Genomic DNA, 17,041 nt, shown 5'->3' on the forward strand with positions numbered 1-17,041 from the left:
TTCCTTTTGAGACGTCGTCATTTAGTTTTATCTGCAAAAATCGTCATTGCCTTGCTCATAAACTGTGCCAATCCTTCTCCAAATTGATCGATATTTTTCGTAAAGCGCTCATCGGCAACGTACATCTGTCCCAAGCCTTTAAACGCTTCAAGCGAGTAGCTCCCGAAGTTGTTGTTTAGAAGGTCATACCAATCCTTGATGGCAGATTGTGCCTCCTCAGAATCCGGCGCTCCTTGGCGAAGGCCAGCCAGCTTTCTATAAATGTCATTCATTTTTGCAGCCATCGCATCGCGCTTCTCCACCGACATATCCGCAAGCTTCGCATTGGAGCGATCGACCGCCTCGCCTCCCCAGCGTTCGCGGGCTTCTTTTTCGTATGGGTTGTGGCTGAAATCAAAGCCTTGGAACTTCTCTTCATTCGTCATTTGAATCTCTCCTTCAGCGTGTTGAATCGTTTTTTCAACCAGCGCGATCATCTGATCAAGCCGGGAACGCTTTTCCAGCAGCATTTTTTTCTGCAGCAGCAATGCCTCCCGCCGATCGAATGACGGGCTGTTCAACACGTCTTTTATTTTCTTTAAAGGGAAGCCGAGCTCTCTGAAAAACAAGATTTGCTGCAGGGTCTCCAAATCCTCATCTGTATATTCGCGATACCCTGATTCTGCCTTTCGCCCGGGCGAGAGCAAGCCGATTTCATCGTAATGGTGCAGCGTCCGGACGCTGATCCCTGTCAGCTCTGCCACTTCTTTCACTTTCATTTGATCTTGCCTCCCTTTAATCACAATATAAAGTATCACGTTGCGTGAGGGTCAATGGGTTTTTCATTGATTTTTATAAAAAGGTCCCCAGGCCGCATGAAGCTGCCCGATCCCTTCAACAATCTGCTCCTCTGATAATCCGCCAAATCCCAACAATATGAGGGGGTTTCCTGTTTCCTGTCCAGAAATCCAATTATCCGTCGTGCTGTATACCTTTACTCCTGACTTTTCCGCAATCTGAACCAGCTCGTCTGCACTGTACCCGCTGTTCACTTGAATGACGATATGAAGCCCTGCGTTTTGCCCGGTGATTTCAACATTGTTATTCATGACCTTTTTTATGGTTTGCAGAAGAAGGTCATGCTTCTTCTGATAAAGCTTCCTCATTTTTCGGATATGCCGCTCCCATTCACCGCTTTCCATAAACATCTGCAATGTTCTTTGATGCAGCCGCGAAACGGTTTGGTCATACATAAACATATTCGCCTGATATATATCCAATAGCCTTACTGGAAGAACGACATAGCTCATTCGGATGGCTGGCATGAGTGACTTTGAAAAAGTCCCGGCATAAATGACATTCCCGTGGGCATCCAGCCCCTGCAGGGAAGGAATGGGTTTTCCGTGATAGCGGAATTCTCCGTCATAGTCGTCTTCAATAATCAGGCCGCCGTTCTCTTCCGCCCACTGCAACAGTTTGATCCGCTTCGTGATGGGCATGACCATCCCAAGCGGAAATTGGTGGGATGGTGTAATGTAAACAACCTTCGCACTGCTCTTCTCCAGTTCATCCAGGTTGATCCCATCTTCTTCGAGTTTGATAGGAACTGCTTCGAACCCAAGCCCTTGGAAAACATGGCGCACCCCTTCATATCCGGGCTCTTCCATTGCGATCTTTTTTCCATCAAGTCCAATCAACTGGCATAAAAGCCTCATGACGGTTTGAGTGCCTGATCCAATGACAACCTGTTCTTCTGTGCAGTTCACTGCACGTGCATGGCGGAGATAACGGCTGATTGCGGCTCGAAGCCCAGGCTCTCCCTGTTTATCTCCATATGAAAGGAATTCCGGGCTTAGATTTTGATTGACGCATGCTTTCCATTTTTGAAAAGGAAAATGGTCCACATCAATATAAGACATATAAAAATCAAACCGGATGTTTTTCTGTGCGGCAGAGCGCTTTTTTGCCGGTGCCGGCTCGGAAAAATGAGGGAGATCCCCGAAAGAATCTCCTTCCATTTCGACAACAACATATCCGCTTCGCTCTTTGCTTTCGATATAACCTTCTGCCAATAGCTGCTGATAAGCCATTTGTACTGTAGTTTTGCTAATGTGCAGATCATCGGCAAGCCTGCGGATGGACGGGAGGCGTTTAAAAGAAGGAATTCCTCCCGCCTGAATCTCCTCTTTCAAATATTGATAGAGCTGTATATATAAAGGCTCGTTAGACCGATTTTCCAATCGAGGACATATATCCATAAATCCACCTCGTATCTGTACTAGTTGAATTTTATATAACTGTATCTTTTTAAGTGTACAGATTTACTATAACCTTTTATGTAACATATTGGAATGGGGGAATTGTATATGTCAGTAAATGTAAGACCAGCTGAAAAGAAAGATAGAGAAGAATTAACAAAGCTCATGTATGAGTACATCGTGGACTTTTATCAAAGGCCGAGACCGGCAGTTGAAAAAGTGCACGATCTGATTGATATGCTGCTTGAAAAAGAGGAAGGGATCCAGTTCGTGGCCGAGAAGGAAGGCAAGCTGACAGGATTTGCGACTCTATACTTCACATACAATACGACAAGGGCAGATAAAATAACGGTCATGAATGATTTGTATGTCGTTGAAGAAGAAAGGGGAGCGGGCGTCGCCCAGGAACTGTTTAAAGCCTGCGAAAACTATACAAAGGAACACGGCTATTTCCACATGTCGTGGGTGACAGCTCCGGACAACTACCGCGCACAGCGGTTTTATGAAAAAATGGGAGGCAAACGAGCTGATTGGCTGAACTATACGATTTAAGAAAAGGAGTCTGCCCGCCGCGGAACTTGCACGAGCGGGATTTTCTTTTTCTCAGTAGGCATTCGAACCCTATGCCTACCGAACAAGCCGGAATTCCTTTTTCTCGGTAGGCATTCGAACCCTATGCCTACCGAACAAGCCGGAATTCCTTTTTCTCGGTAGGCATTCGAACTCTATGCCTACCGAACGAGCGGGGTTTTCCTTTTCTCGGTAGGCATTCAAACCCTATGCCTACTGAAAGGCAGACTCCTATTTCATGGACGCAATTCCCAAGGCCACACAGTTCCGATAATATGAAGCGGTAGATCTTTTTGGATGCATTCGATAATACCGTCCGATATTTCTTTATGTGTCAGCCATCGGGAAAAGTTATTTTCAATGACAAATCCAAGCTGGATCTGCCGATATTGGCAGCCGGCCGGTATTTCAACATCCCGGACTGCCTTTTTTAGGTCCGTACTGCTGCCCAATACATGAAAGAGCCTCCACTTGTCTTTGCTATTTTTTGAAATGACCTCCGCAATAATGGGCAAAGTGTTTTTTCCTATGGAATGGATCCAGGCCACAACTAATTTGATTTCCCCATTTTCGTGAATGATCCGGTTTATTTCTCTATGAAGGTCCGTTTCGTTACAGTAATCTACGAACACAGGCGTAATGGCGGATGGGTTCTCTGATTGGTCGATCAATTTTTTCATTCGATTCTGGTTTCTTGCTATAACAGATACCCGATAATTTTGCCGGACAAGCCAGTGCGTTGCACCGGACAGCATTCCCGTTCCGCCAATGACAAGGGCATGCTTCAATCTATGCGCCTCCTCGTTCTAAAGTAACAAAATAAAAACGTATGTTCGCATTTGTTGAAAAAATGGTATAATATAAGAACAATAGAACAGGTTTCTCAAGGGCGGTCTGTGCACACTTCTCGCAAGGAGGGAGGTGGTGCCATGACAGTATACGAATCTATCACGTCCATGATTGGCTTTGCTGTTTTGATTGTGGCCATTCTGTCATTTAACAAAGACTAAAGCCGCCTTTGAGATGGCCCTCCAGGCGGCTTAGACACTATCGTGCTGATCCCCGGCGGGACCTGCTATTGTCGGATCGTTTCGGTGTTCCCAGCGCCGAAACGATCATCTGATCTTATGATGCTTCTCATCTCATTATACCCCAATCCTTCTTATGTGAAAATACCTCAAGGAAAGGAATCCAATCTTAGCTCTTTTATTTTTTGGAAAATTCGTTTATAATATGAAGTGAGTAATCACTCACATTAAAAAGGAGTGAAAAAATTGAACGATTCTTGTGTGTCAATTCGCAGTGTCTCCAAAAAGTTTGGTCCAACAGAAATTCTAAAAGATATTGATCTTGAAGTTAAACAGGGAGAAATTTTCGGTTTGCTTGGACCTTCAGGGGCAGGAAAAACGACTTTGGTCAAGGAACTTGCAGGTCTTGATGTGCCAACTTCGGGTGAAATCGATGTTTTTCAAGAGAAGATGCCTTCCTTGCATCTGATCGAAAAGCTGGGATATATGGCCCAGTCGGATGCGCTTTATATGGAATTGACAGCCCGTGAAAACCTTGAATTTTTTGCAGCTTTATATGGCTTGAAGAAAAAAGAACGCAATCAAAGGATCATGGAAGCGATGAAACTTGTTCAACTGACTGATCACCTTGGGAAGCAGGTGTCCAATTATTCCGGCGGGATGAAAAGGAGGCTTTCTTTGGCCATTGCCCTGTTGCATCAACCTCAGCTATTAATATTGGATGAGCCGACTGTCGGTATTGACCCTGTGCTCCGAAAAAGTGTCTGGGAAGCTTTCCATCAATTGAAGGATGAGGGGAAGACACTGATCGTCACAACTCATGTCATGGATGAGGCGGAAAAATGTGACCGCCTTGGGCTTATGCGTGAGGGTCAGCTCATTGCAGTAGGCACGCCGGAGGAACTGAAACAAGAAACGAACTCAAGTACGATTGAAGAAGCTTTCCTTGTTTATGGAGGTGTATCCTTATGAGGGTCATGGCTTTGGTAAAAAGGATTCTGCAACAGATTGGAAGAGACAAGAGGACACTCGGCCTTTTAGTTTTTGCTCCCATTCTCGTTCTGACGATGCTCCATCTCGTTTTTAACGGAGATGATTACACGCCCAAAATAGGGCTGGTGAATGCGCCTGAACAAATAAGAGATAAAATGGATCTTAAAGGTGCGGAGATCACCGATTTAACAGATGAGGGTAAGGCTAAAAAACTCCTTTCTTCCCGTGAATTGGACGGTTATCTTGTTTTCGGACGAATGCCGCCGTCCGTTTATCTTGAAGGCAGTGACCCGCTTGTCAATGGAGCCACGATGAAGTGGATATAATCAGCGTTCAAACCATTGCAAGGCCCAAATGATACGGCAGACATGGATATCCACTATTTGCATGGTTCGGCTGATATGAGCCAATTTGATTATTTCGGTCCCGTCCTGCTAGGCTTTTTCGTTTTCTTTTTTGTCTTTATCATTGCAGGGGTATCTTTTATAAGAGAGAGGACGTCAGGGACATTGGAGCGCCTGTTATCGACGCCGCTCCGCAAATGGGAGATTGTCCTTGGGTATGTAATTGGTTTTGGCGTTTTTACACTTTTTCAGGCGACGATCATAGCCGCCTACAGTATTTACGCACTTGGCATGTTAATGGAAGGCTCTTTCTGGTATGTGCTGTTGATCATTGTACTTCTGTCATTGACGGCCCTGACGCTTGGAATTTTATTATCGTCATTTGCAAATAACGAGCTGCAGATGATCCAGTTCATTCCGATTGTCGTCGTGCCGCAAATATTTTTTTCGGGACTGTTCAATCTTGAAACCATTTCGGACTGGTTAAGCTGGGTTGGCCCGCTCACACCTCTTTACTATGCCGCAGATGCTTTAAGGGATGTTATGGTCAGGGGGCAGGGCATGGATGCAATCGTTTTGGATCTGCTCGTAATGTTGGGGTTTGCAGCATTATTCATGTTATTGAATATCGTTGCCCTTAGAAAGTATAGAAAGATTTAGAAGGAGACCATTATGTTGGAACAAAATCAGATTTGGGATCAATTGTCTTTGGATGAGGAAGAGTTCACGCCGAAGCAGAAGAAGATCGTAGCTGCAGCAGTCGAAATATTTGCTGAAAAAGGCTACGCCGCAACATCTACAAGTGAAATCGCAAAAAAAGCCGGCGTAGCGGAAGGGACAATTTTTCGCCATTATAAAACAAAAAAGGAATTGCTTTTATCCATTGTTGCACCGATGATGGCCAAAATGATTGCCCCTTTTGTTATAAAGGATATCAATCGGGTGCTGGATAAGGATTATGATACTCTGGAGGACTTCCTCAGAGCAATGATTAAAAACAGGGAAGCTTTTATGGAGAAAAACATGCTTCTTTTCAGAATTCTGGTGCAGGAGCTTCCCTTTCAAAAAGAACTGCAGGAGCAATTTAAGGAGCATATCGCGGCTAAAATACTCGCTCGCATGGAAAAGATCGTCGCTCACTACCAAGAAAAGGGTGAAATCGTGGTTATGCCGTCAAAAACCGTCATCCGCTTGTTTCTTTCGACGATTTTCGGCCATTTGATGGCACGTTTTTTTATATTGTCTTCTGAAGAGTGGGAAGATGAAGAGGAAACGGAAAGAACCATTCAATTTTTGATCAAAGGATTAAGCCCGGACAAATAGGAGCCTGCGAACGCAGGCTCTTCCATTATCTGTCACTGAATATATTAAAAAGGCCGCCGATTCCGCCTTCATCCTTTGAGCCTCCGCCTGCCGGCATTGCTGCGAACACTCGGCTTGCAAGCCTGCTGAATGGAAGCGACTGGACCCAGACAGTGCCCGGTCCTCTTAATGTGGCAAAGAAAAGCCCCTCCCCGCCAAAGAGTGCTGTTTTGACACCGCGGACGAATTCAACGTCATAATCCACATCACGTGTCATGGCAACAAGGCACCCGGTGTCAATTTTCAGGGTCTCTCCCGGTTCCAGCGTCTTTTGGTGAATCGTTCCTCCCGCATGGACGAAGGCCATTCCGTCTCCTTCCAGTTTCTGCATGATGAATCCTTCTCCCCCGAAAAAACCGGTTCCCAATTTTCGCTGAAATTCAATTCCAACAGATACCCCTTTTGCAGCAGCCAGAAAAGCGTCCTTTTGACAGATGATTTTTCCATCCAGCTCGCTCAAGTCCATCGGAATGATTTTTCCGGGATAAGGTGAAGCGAACGATACGTGCTTCTTTCCGCTTCCTTCATTCGTGAACATTGTCATAAACAGGCTTTCACCGGTCAGCACCCGTTTTCCCGCACCAATCAGCTTGTCCATCAGACCTCCGGCTTGGGAAGAGCCGTCTCCAAATACCGTTTCCATATGTATGTGGTCATCCATCATCATCAGGCTGCCGGCTTCCGCAACAACCGTTTCACCAGGATCCAGCTCCACTTCTACAAATTGCATGTCATCGCCAATAATTTGATAATCAATCTCATGATTATTCATTTTTCCCACCATCCCTTTAATTGGAGTACGATTAGCTTCGACTATTGGATTCAAAAAAATTACTGAGGGACCTGTCCTCAAAGTTGATTTTTTCTTTAGCAATTGGGACAATTAACCCTAAATATACAGGGAAAAAGGGGGAAGCCGATGATTACATTTGATAAAGTTACGAAGCTTTATGATGACCGGACGAAAGCCGTTGACCAGCTTGATTTACATATACAGGAAAATGAGTTTTTCGTATTGATCGGTCCCAGCGGCTGCGGAAAAACGACTACCCTGAAAATGATCAACCGTTTGATTGATGTTTCAGAAGGCAACATTTTTATAGGGGATAAAAAAGTCACAGATTATGATATTCATGAATTGCGTTGGAATATCGGCTATGTGCTCCAGCAGATTGCGCTGTTCCCCCATATGACGATTGCGGAAAACATCGCCGTTGTACCGGAACTGAAAAAGTGGAGTAAGAAGAAGATGCATGACAGGATTGACGAACTGCTTGAAATGGTCGGGTTGGATCCGGCTGTTTACCGGGACCGGAAACCGGCGGAGCTTTCCGGAGGTCAGCAGCAGCGCATCGGAGTCGCCAGGGCATTGGCTGCTGATCCGCGCATTATTTTAATGGATGAGCCATTCAGCGCGCTCGACCCGATCAGCCGGGAAAAATTGCAGAACGATATGCTGCATCTGAAGCGGACAATCAATAAAACGGTTGTTTTTGTGACCCATGATATCCGGGAAGCCCTTAAACTTGGCGACAGGATCTGCATTATGAAAGAAGGAAAGGCGCTGCAGGTCGGAACCCCGGATGATATTTTACATAAGCCGGTCAATCCTTTTGTCCGTGACTTTGTTGGGGCACATAGACAGGATGAAAGAATTGACCTTGAATCCTTTGTCCTTCCATTGGACGGAACAGCGGTTTCCCACCGTCTTTCTGCGGATGCGTCATTGGCTGAAGTGCTTGAAAAATTATCACAGCATGAAAAAATCCTGATTGAAAAGGACGGAAAGTCCATTGGCTTGATAGACAGACAAACGGTCATTGAATATATGGCAAACCGATTGAATGAAAGAGGCCGGGAACATGAGTAGCTTTATGAAGGTTTTTCAGGATAGGAAAGGAGAATTGGTCTCGGCATTGCTGGAGCATATCGAGCTGTCATTCATCGCTTTGTTCTTTGCAGTTTTGATAGCGATTCCGCTCGGCATTTTTTTAACAAGGAGGAAAAAGGCGGCTGAAAGCATCATCGGCATCACCGCTGTGTTGCAGACTATCCCGTCGCTCGCGCTGCTTGGGCTGTTGATCCCGCTCCTCGGAATCGGCAAAGTCCCGGCAATTATCGCACTTGTGGTGTATGCATTGCTCCCCATTTTACGGAACACCTATACAGGCATCAAAGAAGTCGATCCTTCATTGACGGAGGCCGCCCGGGCAATGGGAATGAATAGACGGCAGCAGTTGATGAAAGTCGAACTTCCGCTTGCAATGCCTGTCATCATGGCAGGAATCCGGACGGGGATGGTGCTGATTGTCGGAACGGCCACCCTCGCCGCATTGATTGGGGCCGGCGGTCTGGGTGATATCATCTTGCTTGGAATCGACCGGAATAACTCCGCCCTTATTGTGCTTGGTGCAGTTCCGGCAGCACTTTTAGCAGTTCTTTTCGACCTGCTTCTTCGGCGGTTTGAGCATCTTTCCTTTAAAAAATCAGCCGGCGCGATCGGCGTGATCGCCGTTGCGGCATTGCTGATCATTGTCATTCCTTTTGCAGCCGGCGGCAAGAAAAAAGAGCTTGTTATTGCAGGGAAACTTGGTTCTGAACCTGAAGTTTTAATAAATATGTACAAAGTGCTGATCGAGGAAAATACCGACCTCAAGGTTGAATTGAAGCCGGGACTTGGAAAAACTTCATTTTTATTCAATGCTTTAAAAAATGAAAGCATTGATATTTACCCTGAATTTACAGGAACAGCCATCTCCGAATTTTTAAAAGAAGAGGCGGTAAGCACAGACAGGAAAGAAGTCTACGAACAGGCTAGAAAAGGCATGTTGGAGGAATTTGGTCTCGTATTGCTGGAACCGATGCAGTTCAATAATACGTATGCGTTAGCAGTGCCTGGGTATTTTTCAGATCAATACGGAATATCCGCTATTTCTGATCTTGGTGCCGTTTCTGATAAAGTCAAAGCTGGTTTCACATTGGAGTTCTCCGACCGGGAGGACGGATATGTCGGTATCCAAAAACTGTATGGACTGAAATTCCCTTCAATGAAAACGATGGAGCCCAAGCTGCGATACGCTGCGGTTGAATCAGGGGATATCAATTTAATTGACGCCTATTCAACAGACAGCGAAATCGAGGAACACAAGCTTGTTGTGCTGAAAGATGACAAGCAACTATTCCCGCCGTACCAGGGCGCACCGCTTTTGAGGCAGGAAACAGCCGAACAATATCCGGAAGTGGTGGAATCCTTAAACAAGTTGGCCGGAAAAATTACAGACGATGAAATGCGTGAAATGAACTATAGAGTGAATGTTGATGGAGTGTCGCCGGAAAAGGTTGCGAAAGAATTTTTGAAGAAAGAGGGGCTTTACTAAAAAAGAGAGTATGAGTGATGGCCAAAAAAGTCAAAATTAATGTCGTTTCTCTGGATACGATGGTTAGCCAAACACAAATATACGGGAAAGACTTCATTCATTTGTGGCCTGGTGAAATCATTGGTTGGATGAAAAAGGAAAGATAAACGGAAAAATCCACCTAAGGACGTGACCTGGGTGGATTTTTTCTTGGACCAAAACAATCGGTTTACTATACATGGGATGTTTCTAAATATTTTTCTAAGATCTTTGTTTCTATATTCTTTTAATGCTTGTTGGAGATTTTTAGCACTATAACTTAAAAAAACTTAAACTATATGGAAATAGAAGTTTGGCTTCCACGCTTATTAAAGGAGTAAAATTTGTTGTCCTACAATCGTTTTGTTTTCTAACACCAAAGGTGATATGGTGTATCAAATACAGAATTGGTGTATATACTATGTATATACGTATTTAAGCGGAGGTGGTATAATGGAAGAAGACACAAGGAGTAGTGGAAATGAGGTGGATCATATGACAATTCCAACCACAGTTCAAAAATGGGGCAATAGCCTGGCGGTAAGAATTCCAAAGGATGTTGCAGAAAGAATTAACATTCATCAAGGGTCTGAAATGGAAATAAGCGTAACTGGAAAAGGAGTTATCATGCTTGTTCCTAAAAAGCAGCCTAAGAAATATTCGCTGGAGGAACTCCTGGCAAAATGCACCCCGGAAAACCGTCACGAGGAAATTGATTTTGGAGTAGAGGGGAAGGAGCTTATTTAATGTCAGTACCAGACCGTGGGGATCTTGTTTATGTGAACTTTAATCCGCAGACCGGCCATGAGCAAGCGGGAAACAGGCCAGGGATTGTTTTATCCCCAAAAGAGTTTAATCAAGTCACAGGATTTGCTTCCATCTGTCTTATCACAAAAACAGCCAGAGGCTGGGGATTTGAAGTCAAGCTCCCCGAGGGGTTGGCTTTTCAAGGTGTGATCTTAACCGATCAGGTAAAAAATTTAGATTGGGCTGCGCGGAATCTTAAGGTTAAAGGAAAAGCGCCCGATGAATTGGTGGAGGAATGTTTGGCCAAAATACATACTTTTTTATGAGTATACTCTAAGCAAAAAAATAAACCTCAATATTCCCCCAAAAGTGCCTGTACTAATCAGAAACCATTAAAACTGTATTAATAAGAAAAAGCGCCAAAACCTTTACGTACAAGGCTTTAGCGCTTTCCTGTACCAATCGGGATGACAGGATTTGAACCTGCGACTCCTAGCACCCCATGCTAGTGCTCTACCAAGCTGAGCTACATCCCGGAGCAGGCGACACCTCTATTATACGAGATTTACTTGCATAAGACAATGGTGAAAATTTGCCTCCCCTATAAAAAACAGGCGGAAAAGTTTTCCGCCTGTCTCCTTACATTAAGCCTTTGGCTGCTGCTGGGTAATGCAGTGGATGTTTCCTCCGCCCAGAGAAACCTCGCGTGTGTTCACCGTCACGATTTTCCGGTCAGGGAACATTTCTTTGAAGATCTCAACGGCTTCCTCATCTTTCGGGTCGCCGAATGATGGAATGACCACTCCGCCATTGCAAATATAGCAGTTGGCATAGGTGGCTATGAATAGAGTATCAGCCGAACGATCGAAGGCATCGGCAGAAAAGTCAATTTCGCGGGCTTCCTCGTCCGTTATCGCAATTTGCTCAGGCATAGGAAGTTTGTAGATTTTCAGCTTTCTGCCTTTGGCGTCGGTTTCCTGCTCCAGTTGTTTATAGGCTGCCTGCAACACCTCGTAATGTGGGTGTTCAGGATCGTCTGTCCAGCCGATGGCCACTTCTCCGGGACGCACATAGAATAACACTTCATCCACATGTCCATCAGTCTCATCCTCAAAAAGACCTTTTTCAATCCAGATGATCTTTTCAATATTTAAATACTCTTTTAGTTTTTCTTCAACATCTTCTTTGGACATGTTTGGATTTCGGTTTGGATTCAGAACACATTCAGCTGTTGTAATGAGCGTTCCTTCGCCGTCAACGTGGATGGCTCCGCCTTCCAATACGAAATCTTTTGCATCATAACGATCTATGTTTTCAATTTCCATTACTTTTTGTTTGACAAGCTGATCCTTGTCCCATGGGAAGTAAAGACCTTCATCCAAGCCTCCCCATGCATTGAACTGCCAGTCTATGCCGCGCACTTCACCCTTGTCATTTTTTACAAAAGTAGGACCGATATCACGCATCCAGGCATCATTGGATGAAATTTCAACCACCCTGACCCTGTCGTCCAAAAGTGCGCGGGCATTTTCAAATTGCTCTGCATTGACACACACCGTTACCGGTTCAAATTGCGAGATCGCTTTAGCTACCTCCGCAAAAGCTCTTTGTGCAGGTTTAGCTCCAGACCTCCATGTGTCCGTTCTCATGGGCCAAAGCATCCATGTACCTTCGTGCTCTTCAAATTCCCCGGGCATTCTGAAGCCGTCTTTTCTTGGTGTACTATTTATGGTCCGTGCCACAATGATCCCCTCCATGAATATTCAATAATACTACATGCAATTTCCGTGCCATATAGGAAACGCACGTGATTTTACACTCACACCCCGCGCAAGCGCCTGTTCATCGATGTACAGACTTGAGTGCTCCGACGCTAAAGTCCATACTTTTTTAACCTTCTCAGATAGGAAGACTGGGTCAATCCCAAAGATTGGGCCGCCTTTCTCGTAGAAGGGTATTTCGTCTTCGCTTCCTCTATCAATCTTCTCTCAATTTTTTCCAAGTAATCCGAAAGGCTTTGGTTATTCAGCTTCCGGACAGAATGGTCCATGAATTCCTCGTATAAAATTTTATCCGGAAGGTCTGAAACTGTGATTATATCTGATTTTGCCGTTACAATCAAACGCTCAATCATATTTTCGAGCTCGCGGATGTTACCGGGCCAGCTGTAGTTCTGAAGGTATTCAAGCACTCCGCCATCCAAGGTTGACTTTTTCATATATTTATCATTAAAAAGGTTTAAATAATGGTATACCAGCGGCGGGATATCTTCATTCCGTTCCCGGAGCGCCGGTATCTGGATGGACACTACATTCAAACGGTAATATAAATCCTCGCGGAACCGCTTTTCCTTGACCATCTTCGGCAAATCTTGGTTGGTGGCAGCGATGATCCGGATATCGACTTTCTTAAGCTCTGTGCCCCCAACGGGAATAAACGATTTGTCCTGGACCAATTGGAGTAATTTCGGCTGCAGGGACAAGGGCAGCTCAGCGATTTCATCCAAAAACAATGTGCCGCCGTCCGCTTTTTCAACAAGCCCTTTTTTTCCGCTTATGTTCGCCCCGGTGAAAGCCCCTTTTTTATATCCGAAAAGCTCCGATTCCAAAAGATTTTCCGGTATGGCTCCACAGTTGATTTGGATAAAATTCTTATCTCTTCTCGAACTGTGTTTGTGGATTTCGCCGGCGATCAAGCTTTTGCCAACGCCGGATTCTCCGGTTAGTAAAATCGTTGCATCAACAGTTGATACCCGATTTACCAAGTCCAGAAGTTCTTCGTTGCTCTTGCTGTTGCCAATGATCAGTTGGCTTGTGTTTTCCCTCTGCTGCTGCTTTTTCATTTCCTGAAGCTCTTGCCAATATTGCCGCATCAGGGCTTCCGCTTTTTCCAGCTTAAATGAATTCTTGACGGTTTCAGTTATATCTTTGACTTGAACAAGAATGTATTCCGAATCATCATCATCAATTTTTACAAGATAACCGGTTGCCAGAAACTGCCGGTCTTTGGAAGTTTGGACTTTCGTCACGACTTCTCTGTTTTCCAATACTATTTTAGTCACAGAAGGGGTGAAAAAACCGTTGTTCTCCAAGTCATTTACATGCCTGCCGATGATCTTAGAGCGCGGCGCACCGATCTGCTTCGTACTCGTATCATTGCACCAAAGTGCAATGCCATTTTTGTCAGCTATGAAAATACCATCCTTTAAATGATTGAATACTTGATGGAAATGCCGATCGTTAAAAAAGTGGTTTTTCATAAAAAGATCCTCCTCATCCCATCGAAAACGATTCGATTTCGCATCATTGTAATTCGAATTCGGTGCAAATCTATTATATATTAAAGGGTATCATAATTAAAAGCTTTTTATTTAATAGTAATTGAAATTTGGCACGGAAATTGCATATAATAAATAGTTGAGGAGGATGCGTATGGAAAAGACATCATTAAAAGTAAACAGAGAACGTTTGCTTGAAACGTTAAAAGTAAGCTCTTCCATCGGCTCAACCGGAAATGGCGGGTTAAACCGCCTGGCATTGTCGGAAGCCGATAAAAACATGCGCGATATATTTGTCGACTGGTTAAAAGAGGAAGGTCTTGAGGTCAGAATAGACGATTTCGGTAACATATATGGAAGAAGAAAAGGCAAAAAAGACGGTCCGTCCGTTGCCATCGGATCCCACTTGGATACGCAGCCTTGCGGCGGAAAATATGACGGCATTTTGGGTGTTCTGACTGCGCTGGAAGTGATCCGTGTTTTGAATGAAAATGATATCGAAACGGAATACCCCGTTGAAGTTATCAATTTCACCAATGAAGAGGGGGCCCGCTTCTCACCTCCAATGCTTGGATCCGGGGGAATTACCGGAAATTTTTCAAAGGATTTTATTTATGGCCTGAAAGATGATGAGGGAATTTCCTTTGAACAGGCTTTAAATGAAATTAACTATATGGGAGATATTAAAAACCGTATAACAAACATCAAAAATTTTATTGAACTGCATATTGAGCAGGGCCCTATTTTACATGAAAAACATAAAACAATTGGCATTGTCCAAGGTATCCAAGGTAATGACCTATTCACGGTGAAGGTGACAGGAAAGACGAACCATGCAGGCCCGACCCCGATGAAAAACAGGCGCGATGCACTTGTGGCTGCATCCAAGATGATTGTAAAAGTAAATGAGATTACGAATGAAATTCCTGGCTTAAAAACGACCGTCGGAAAAATGAACGTGAGGCCGAACGTCACAAACGTTATTCCCGGCGAAGTAGAATTCACAATTGATATCCGTCACGAGGACAATGACCTGCGGTCTCATGCATTCGAAAGATTAAAGGAGCAGCTTAGTGCCATTGCGCTGATGAGCGAAGTGGAATTGACGATTACAACCGATTGGAATTCCGAGACGACCTTATTTGCGCCGGCCGTCAAGGATGCCATCAAAAATGCGGCAGACGAATTTGGATATTCCGCCATGGAATTGTTCAGCGGCCCGGGGCATGATTCAAAATATATGGCAGGCGTGGCAGATACGGGCATGATCTTTGTTCCAAGCGTTGACGGCATCAGCCATAACGAACAGGAATTGACGCTGGATGATGACATTGAAAAAGGGGCGAACGTCCTTTTACATGTTGTGCAAAAACTGGCTAAGGACAAGCTATAAATATTTTTAAAAATAAGGAGAGAGATTTTCATGAGCAACGAAAAATTATTCAATGAGCTATCCGAACTTGATAAAAAACATATTATTCATCCGTCCACCAATCCGAAGCTTCACTCTGAAATCGGACCAAAATTGATTTTTGAAAGTGGAGAAGGCATTTATCTGAAAGACATGGGAGGCAAAACATACATCGACGGCGTATCCATGCTTTGGAATGTGAATGTGGGCCATGGTGTGAAAGAATTGGCCGAAGCTGCTTATGAACAAATGGAAAAAGCGGCTTACACAACTACTTTCTATGGCTATTCGAATGAACCGTCCGTACGTTTGGCTGAAAAAATTGCCAAAGTCACACCTGGTGACTTAAACGCGATTTTCTATACTTCCGGCGGATCTGAATCAAACGATACAGCTTTTAAACTGTCCAGATCCTACTGGGATATTAAAGGCAAAAAAGACAAGAAACTCATTATCTCTTTAAGAAGGGGTTATCACGGCGTTACAATTGCAACCCAAAGGGCAACTGGAATCGATGCTTACCGTGAATTCTCCGGATCAGGGGACCCTAATATCGTAAACGCGAAACCTCATTTGACGGAATGTGAACTTGGCGACAAGAGCCATCCGGAATACGAAGGTTCCATCAGAAGCATCATTGAAAAAGAAGGCGCTGATAAAATTGCGGCTGTTATCGTAGAGCCGATCCAAGGTGCCGGCGGGGTACACGTGCCGCCTGAAGGTTATTTGAAAGCAGTCCGTGCACTTTGCGACGAGTTCAACATTCACATGATTGCCGACGAAATCATCTGCGGATTCGGAAGAACCGGAAAAATGTTCGGCGTGGATCATTGGGATGTAATTCCTGATTTCATTTGTGCTGCAAAAGGTATGACAAGCGGATATATCCAGCTTGGCGGCGTCATCATGAGAGAAGAAATCAGAGATACATTCTTCACATACGACGACATGCTTCCACACGGATTCACGTACAGCGGTCATCCAACAGCATGTGCTGTCGGTTTGAAAAACCTTGAAATCCTTGAGCGTGATGGCTTGATTGAAAACGCAAAAGTCATGGGAGACGAATTGAAAAAAGGTCTTGACTACTTGGAAGACAAATATGCTTTCGTTGGAAATACAAGAGGCAGAGGCCTTCTTGCCGGATTCGATTTGATGGAAGATCCAGCAGCGGGCAAGCCATTTGCCGGATCTATCAAAGCAGCTGCAACAGTTGTTGAAGAAGCTTATAAGCGTGAGCTCTTAATCAGGCCGTTTGACTTCACTCCTGGAATGAACATCGTAGCAATCGCTCCGCCGCTCGTCGTACAAAAAGACGAAGTGGAAAAAATCATCGCAATCGTTGACGATGCGTTGGGAGCATTTGCGAAAACACTATAAGAAGAAAAGCGGAGGGCGACGTTAAGCGACGTACAGACTGGAGTGCCTTCGACGAGATAAAGGATAAGGAAAGGCGGAGAGTGCCTGCTTATCGGCGACAAGCATAAGACGAGCGCTGAAGAAGGCGTAATTTGCCTTCAGCAGCGATTGGCTTATGACCTCGAGCCGATGGCACTCGCAGCCGGACAACACGGCGACGAAGGCAGGCTCAAGCAGCGACGTCCTGTCGCTTCGCCTGCACTAGCACATCCTGTGCGTCGGAGCCGATGTTGACTTATCGTAGGAGAAGGCGCGAAG

General features: G+C 44.8%; 17 protein-coding genes, 1 tRNA gene and 1 pseudogene. 12 read left to right on the top strand and 7 right to left on the bottom strand.

Going from position 1 to position 17,041, the window contains the following annotated elements; genetic code table 11:
* Positions 1-17: 17 nt before the first annotated feature.
* Both D4N35_RS03735 and pdxR read right to left on the bottom strand, forming a co-directional pair.
* Positions 18-758, bottom strand: coding sequence for a MerR family transcriptional regulator (locus D4N35_RS03735; protein ID WP_120070178.1), 741 nt, complete (start codon positions 756-758; stop codon positions 18-20).
* Between the two features lie 63 nt (positions 759-821).
* Complete coding sequence (gene pdxR, locus D4N35_RS03740) at positions 822-2,237, bottom strand: MocR-like pyridoxine biosynthesis transcription factor PdxR (RefSeq protein ID WP_120070182.1); 1,416 nt, start codon at positions 2,235-2,237, stop codon at positions 822-824.
* 108 nt (positions 2,238-2,345) lie between these two features.
* Between pdxR and D4N35_RS03745 the strand changes: the two genes are divergently transcribed.
* A complete protein-coding gene (locus D4N35_RS03745; protein WP_120070186.1) occupies positions 2,346-2,789 on the top strand; it encodes a GNAT family N-acetyltransferase in 444 nt (147 codons plus the stop codon).
* A 254-nt stretch (positions 2,790-3,043) separates the two neighbouring features.
* On the opposite strand, the gene D4N35_RS03750 is transcribed toward D4N35_RS03745, so the two are convergent.
* Positions 3,044-3,595, bottom strand: a complete 552-nt coding sequence (locus tag D4N35_RS03750) for a short-chain dehydrogenase (RefSeq protein ID WP_120070190.1) — start codon at positions 3,593-3,595, stop codon at positions 3,044-3,046.
* A gap of 141 nt (positions 3,596-3,736) precedes the next feature.
* Here D4N35_RS03750 and D4N35_RS18670 point away from each other — a divergent pair, with 141 nt between their 5' ends.
* The 4 genes and pseudogenes from D4N35_RS18670 to D4N35_RS03765 all read left to right on the top strand — a co-directional run bounded on the left by D4N35_RS18670 (position 3,737) and on the right by D4N35_RS03765 (position 6,495).
* Complete coding sequence (locus tag D4N35_RS18670; RefSeq protein ID WP_430722768.1) at positions 3,737-3,817, top strand: putative holin-like toxin; 81 nt, start codon at positions 3,737-3,739, stop codon at positions 3,815-3,817.
* A gap of 264 nt (positions 3,818-4,081) precedes the next feature.
* The gene (locus tag D4N35_RS03755; RefSeq protein ID WP_120070192.1) at positions 4,082-4,807 is read left to right on the top strand and encodes an ABC transporter ATP-binding protein; all 726 of its coding nucleotides are present in this window, start codon (positions 4,082-4,084) and stop codon (positions 4,805-4,807) included.
* Positions 4,804-5,832, top strand: a pseudogene (locus D4N35_RS03760) (ABC transporter permease). Before D4N35_RS03755 ends, D4N35_RS03760 begins: the two are co-directional and overlap by 4 nt.
* Positions 5,833-5,844: 12 nt before the next feature.
* Positions 5,845-6,495, top strand: coding sequence for a TetR/AcrR family transcriptional regulator (locus D4N35_RS03765; protein WP_120070195.1), 651 nt, complete (start codon positions 5,845-5,847; stop codon positions 6,493-6,495).
* A gap of 25 nt (positions 6,496-6,520) precedes the next feature.
* On the opposite strand, the gene D4N35_RS03770 is transcribed toward D4N35_RS03765, so the two are convergent.
* Positions 6,521-7,306: a TIGR00266 family protein gene (locus tag D4N35_RS03770; RefSeq protein ID WP_120070198.1), complete on the bottom strand. Its 786-nt coding sequence runs from the start codon at positions 7,304-7,306 to the stop codon at positions 6,521-6,523.
* Positions 7,307-7,453: 147 nt separating this feature from the next.
* Between D4N35_RS03770 and D4N35_RS03775 the strand changes: the two genes are divergently transcribed.
* The 5 genes from D4N35_RS03775 to D4N35_RS03790 all read left to right on the top strand — a co-directional run bounded on the left by D4N35_RS03775 (position 7,454) and on the right by D4N35_RS03790 (position 11,002).
* Positions 7,454-8,404 carry an ABC transporter ATP-binding protein gene (locus tag D4N35_RS03775; protein ID WP_120070201.1) on the top strand — a complete coding sequence of 317 codons (951 nt, stop codon included), beginning with the start codon at positions 7,454-7,456 and terminating at the stop codon, positions 8,402-8,404.
* On the top strand, positions 8,397-9,911 hold the full coding sequence (gene opuFB, locus D4N35_RS03780) for an osmoprotectant update ABC transporter permease/substrate-binding subunit OpuFB (protein WP_120070203.1): 1,515 nt from the start codon (positions 8,397-8,399) through the stop codon (positions 9,909-9,911). Before D4N35_RS03775 ends, opuFB begins: the two co-directional genes overlap by 8 nt.
* Positions 9,912-9,928: 17 nt before the next feature.
* A complete protein-coding gene (locus D4N35_RS18495) occupies positions 9,929-10,057 on the top strand; it encodes a hypothetical protein (RefSeq protein ID WP_268920374.1) in 129 nt (42 codons plus the stop codon).
* Between the two features lie 325 nt (positions 10,058-10,382).
* A complete protein-coding gene (locus tag D4N35_RS03785) occupies positions 10,383-10,676 on the top strand; it encodes an AbrB/MazE/SpoVT family DNA-binding domain-containing protein (RefSeq protein ID WP_235870277.1) in 294 nt (97 codons plus the stop codon).
* The gene (locus tag D4N35_RS03790; RefSeq protein ID WP_120070206.1) at positions 10,676-11,002 is read left to right on the top strand and encodes a type II toxin-antitoxin system PemK/MazF family toxin; all 327 of its coding nucleotides are present in this window, start codon (positions 10,676-10,678) and stop codon (positions 11,000-11,002) included. The genes D4N35_RS03785 and D4N35_RS03790 overlap by 1 nt, the downstream gene beginning before the upstream one ends.
* 136 nt (positions 11,003-11,138) lie before the next feature.
* Here the strand turns inward: D4N35_RS03790 and D4N35_RS03795 are convergent.
* The 3 genes from D4N35_RS03795 to D4N35_RS03805 form a co-directional block, all read right to left on the bottom strand.
* Positions 11,139-11,212, bottom strand: a tRNA-Pro gene (locus tag D4N35_RS03795).
* 108 nt (positions 11,213-11,320) lie between these two features.
* Positions 11,321-12,418 carry an agmatine deiminase gene (gene aguA, locus D4N35_RS03800; protein ID WP_120070209.1) on the bottom strand — a complete coding sequence of 366 codons (1,098 nt, stop codon included), beginning with the start codon at positions 12,416-12,418 and terminating at the stop codon, positions 11,321-11,323.
* Positions 12,419-12,549: 131 nt separating this feature from the next.
* Entirely contained in the window at positions 12,550-13,935 is a 1,386-nt protein-coding gene (locus D4N35_RS03805) for a sigma-54 interaction domain-containing protein (protein WP_120070211.1), read from the bottom strand.
* 172 nt (positions 13,936-14,107) lie between these two features.
* On the opposite strand from D4N35_RS03805, the gene D4N35_RS03810 reads away from it, so the two are divergent.
* Together D4N35_RS03810 and D4N35_RS03815 are read left to right on the top strand one after the other, a co-directional pair.
* A complete protein-coding gene (locus D4N35_RS03810) occupies positions 14,108-15,346 on the top strand; it encodes a Zn-dependent hydrolase (protein ID WP_120070213.1) in 1,239 nt (412 codons plus the stop codon).
* A gap of 30 nt (positions 15,347-15,376) precedes the next feature.
* Positions 15,377-16,744, top strand: coding sequence for an aminotransferase family protein (locus D4N35_RS03815; protein WP_120070215.1), 1,368 nt, complete (start codon positions 15,377-15,379; stop codon positions 16,742-16,744).
* Positions 16,745-17,041: the final 297 nt, after the last annotated feature.

This window comes from Siminovitchia fortis, assembly GCF_003605365.2.
Lineage (GTDB): Bacteria > Bacillota > Bacilli > Bacillales > Bacillaceae_C > Siminovitchia > Siminovitchia fortis.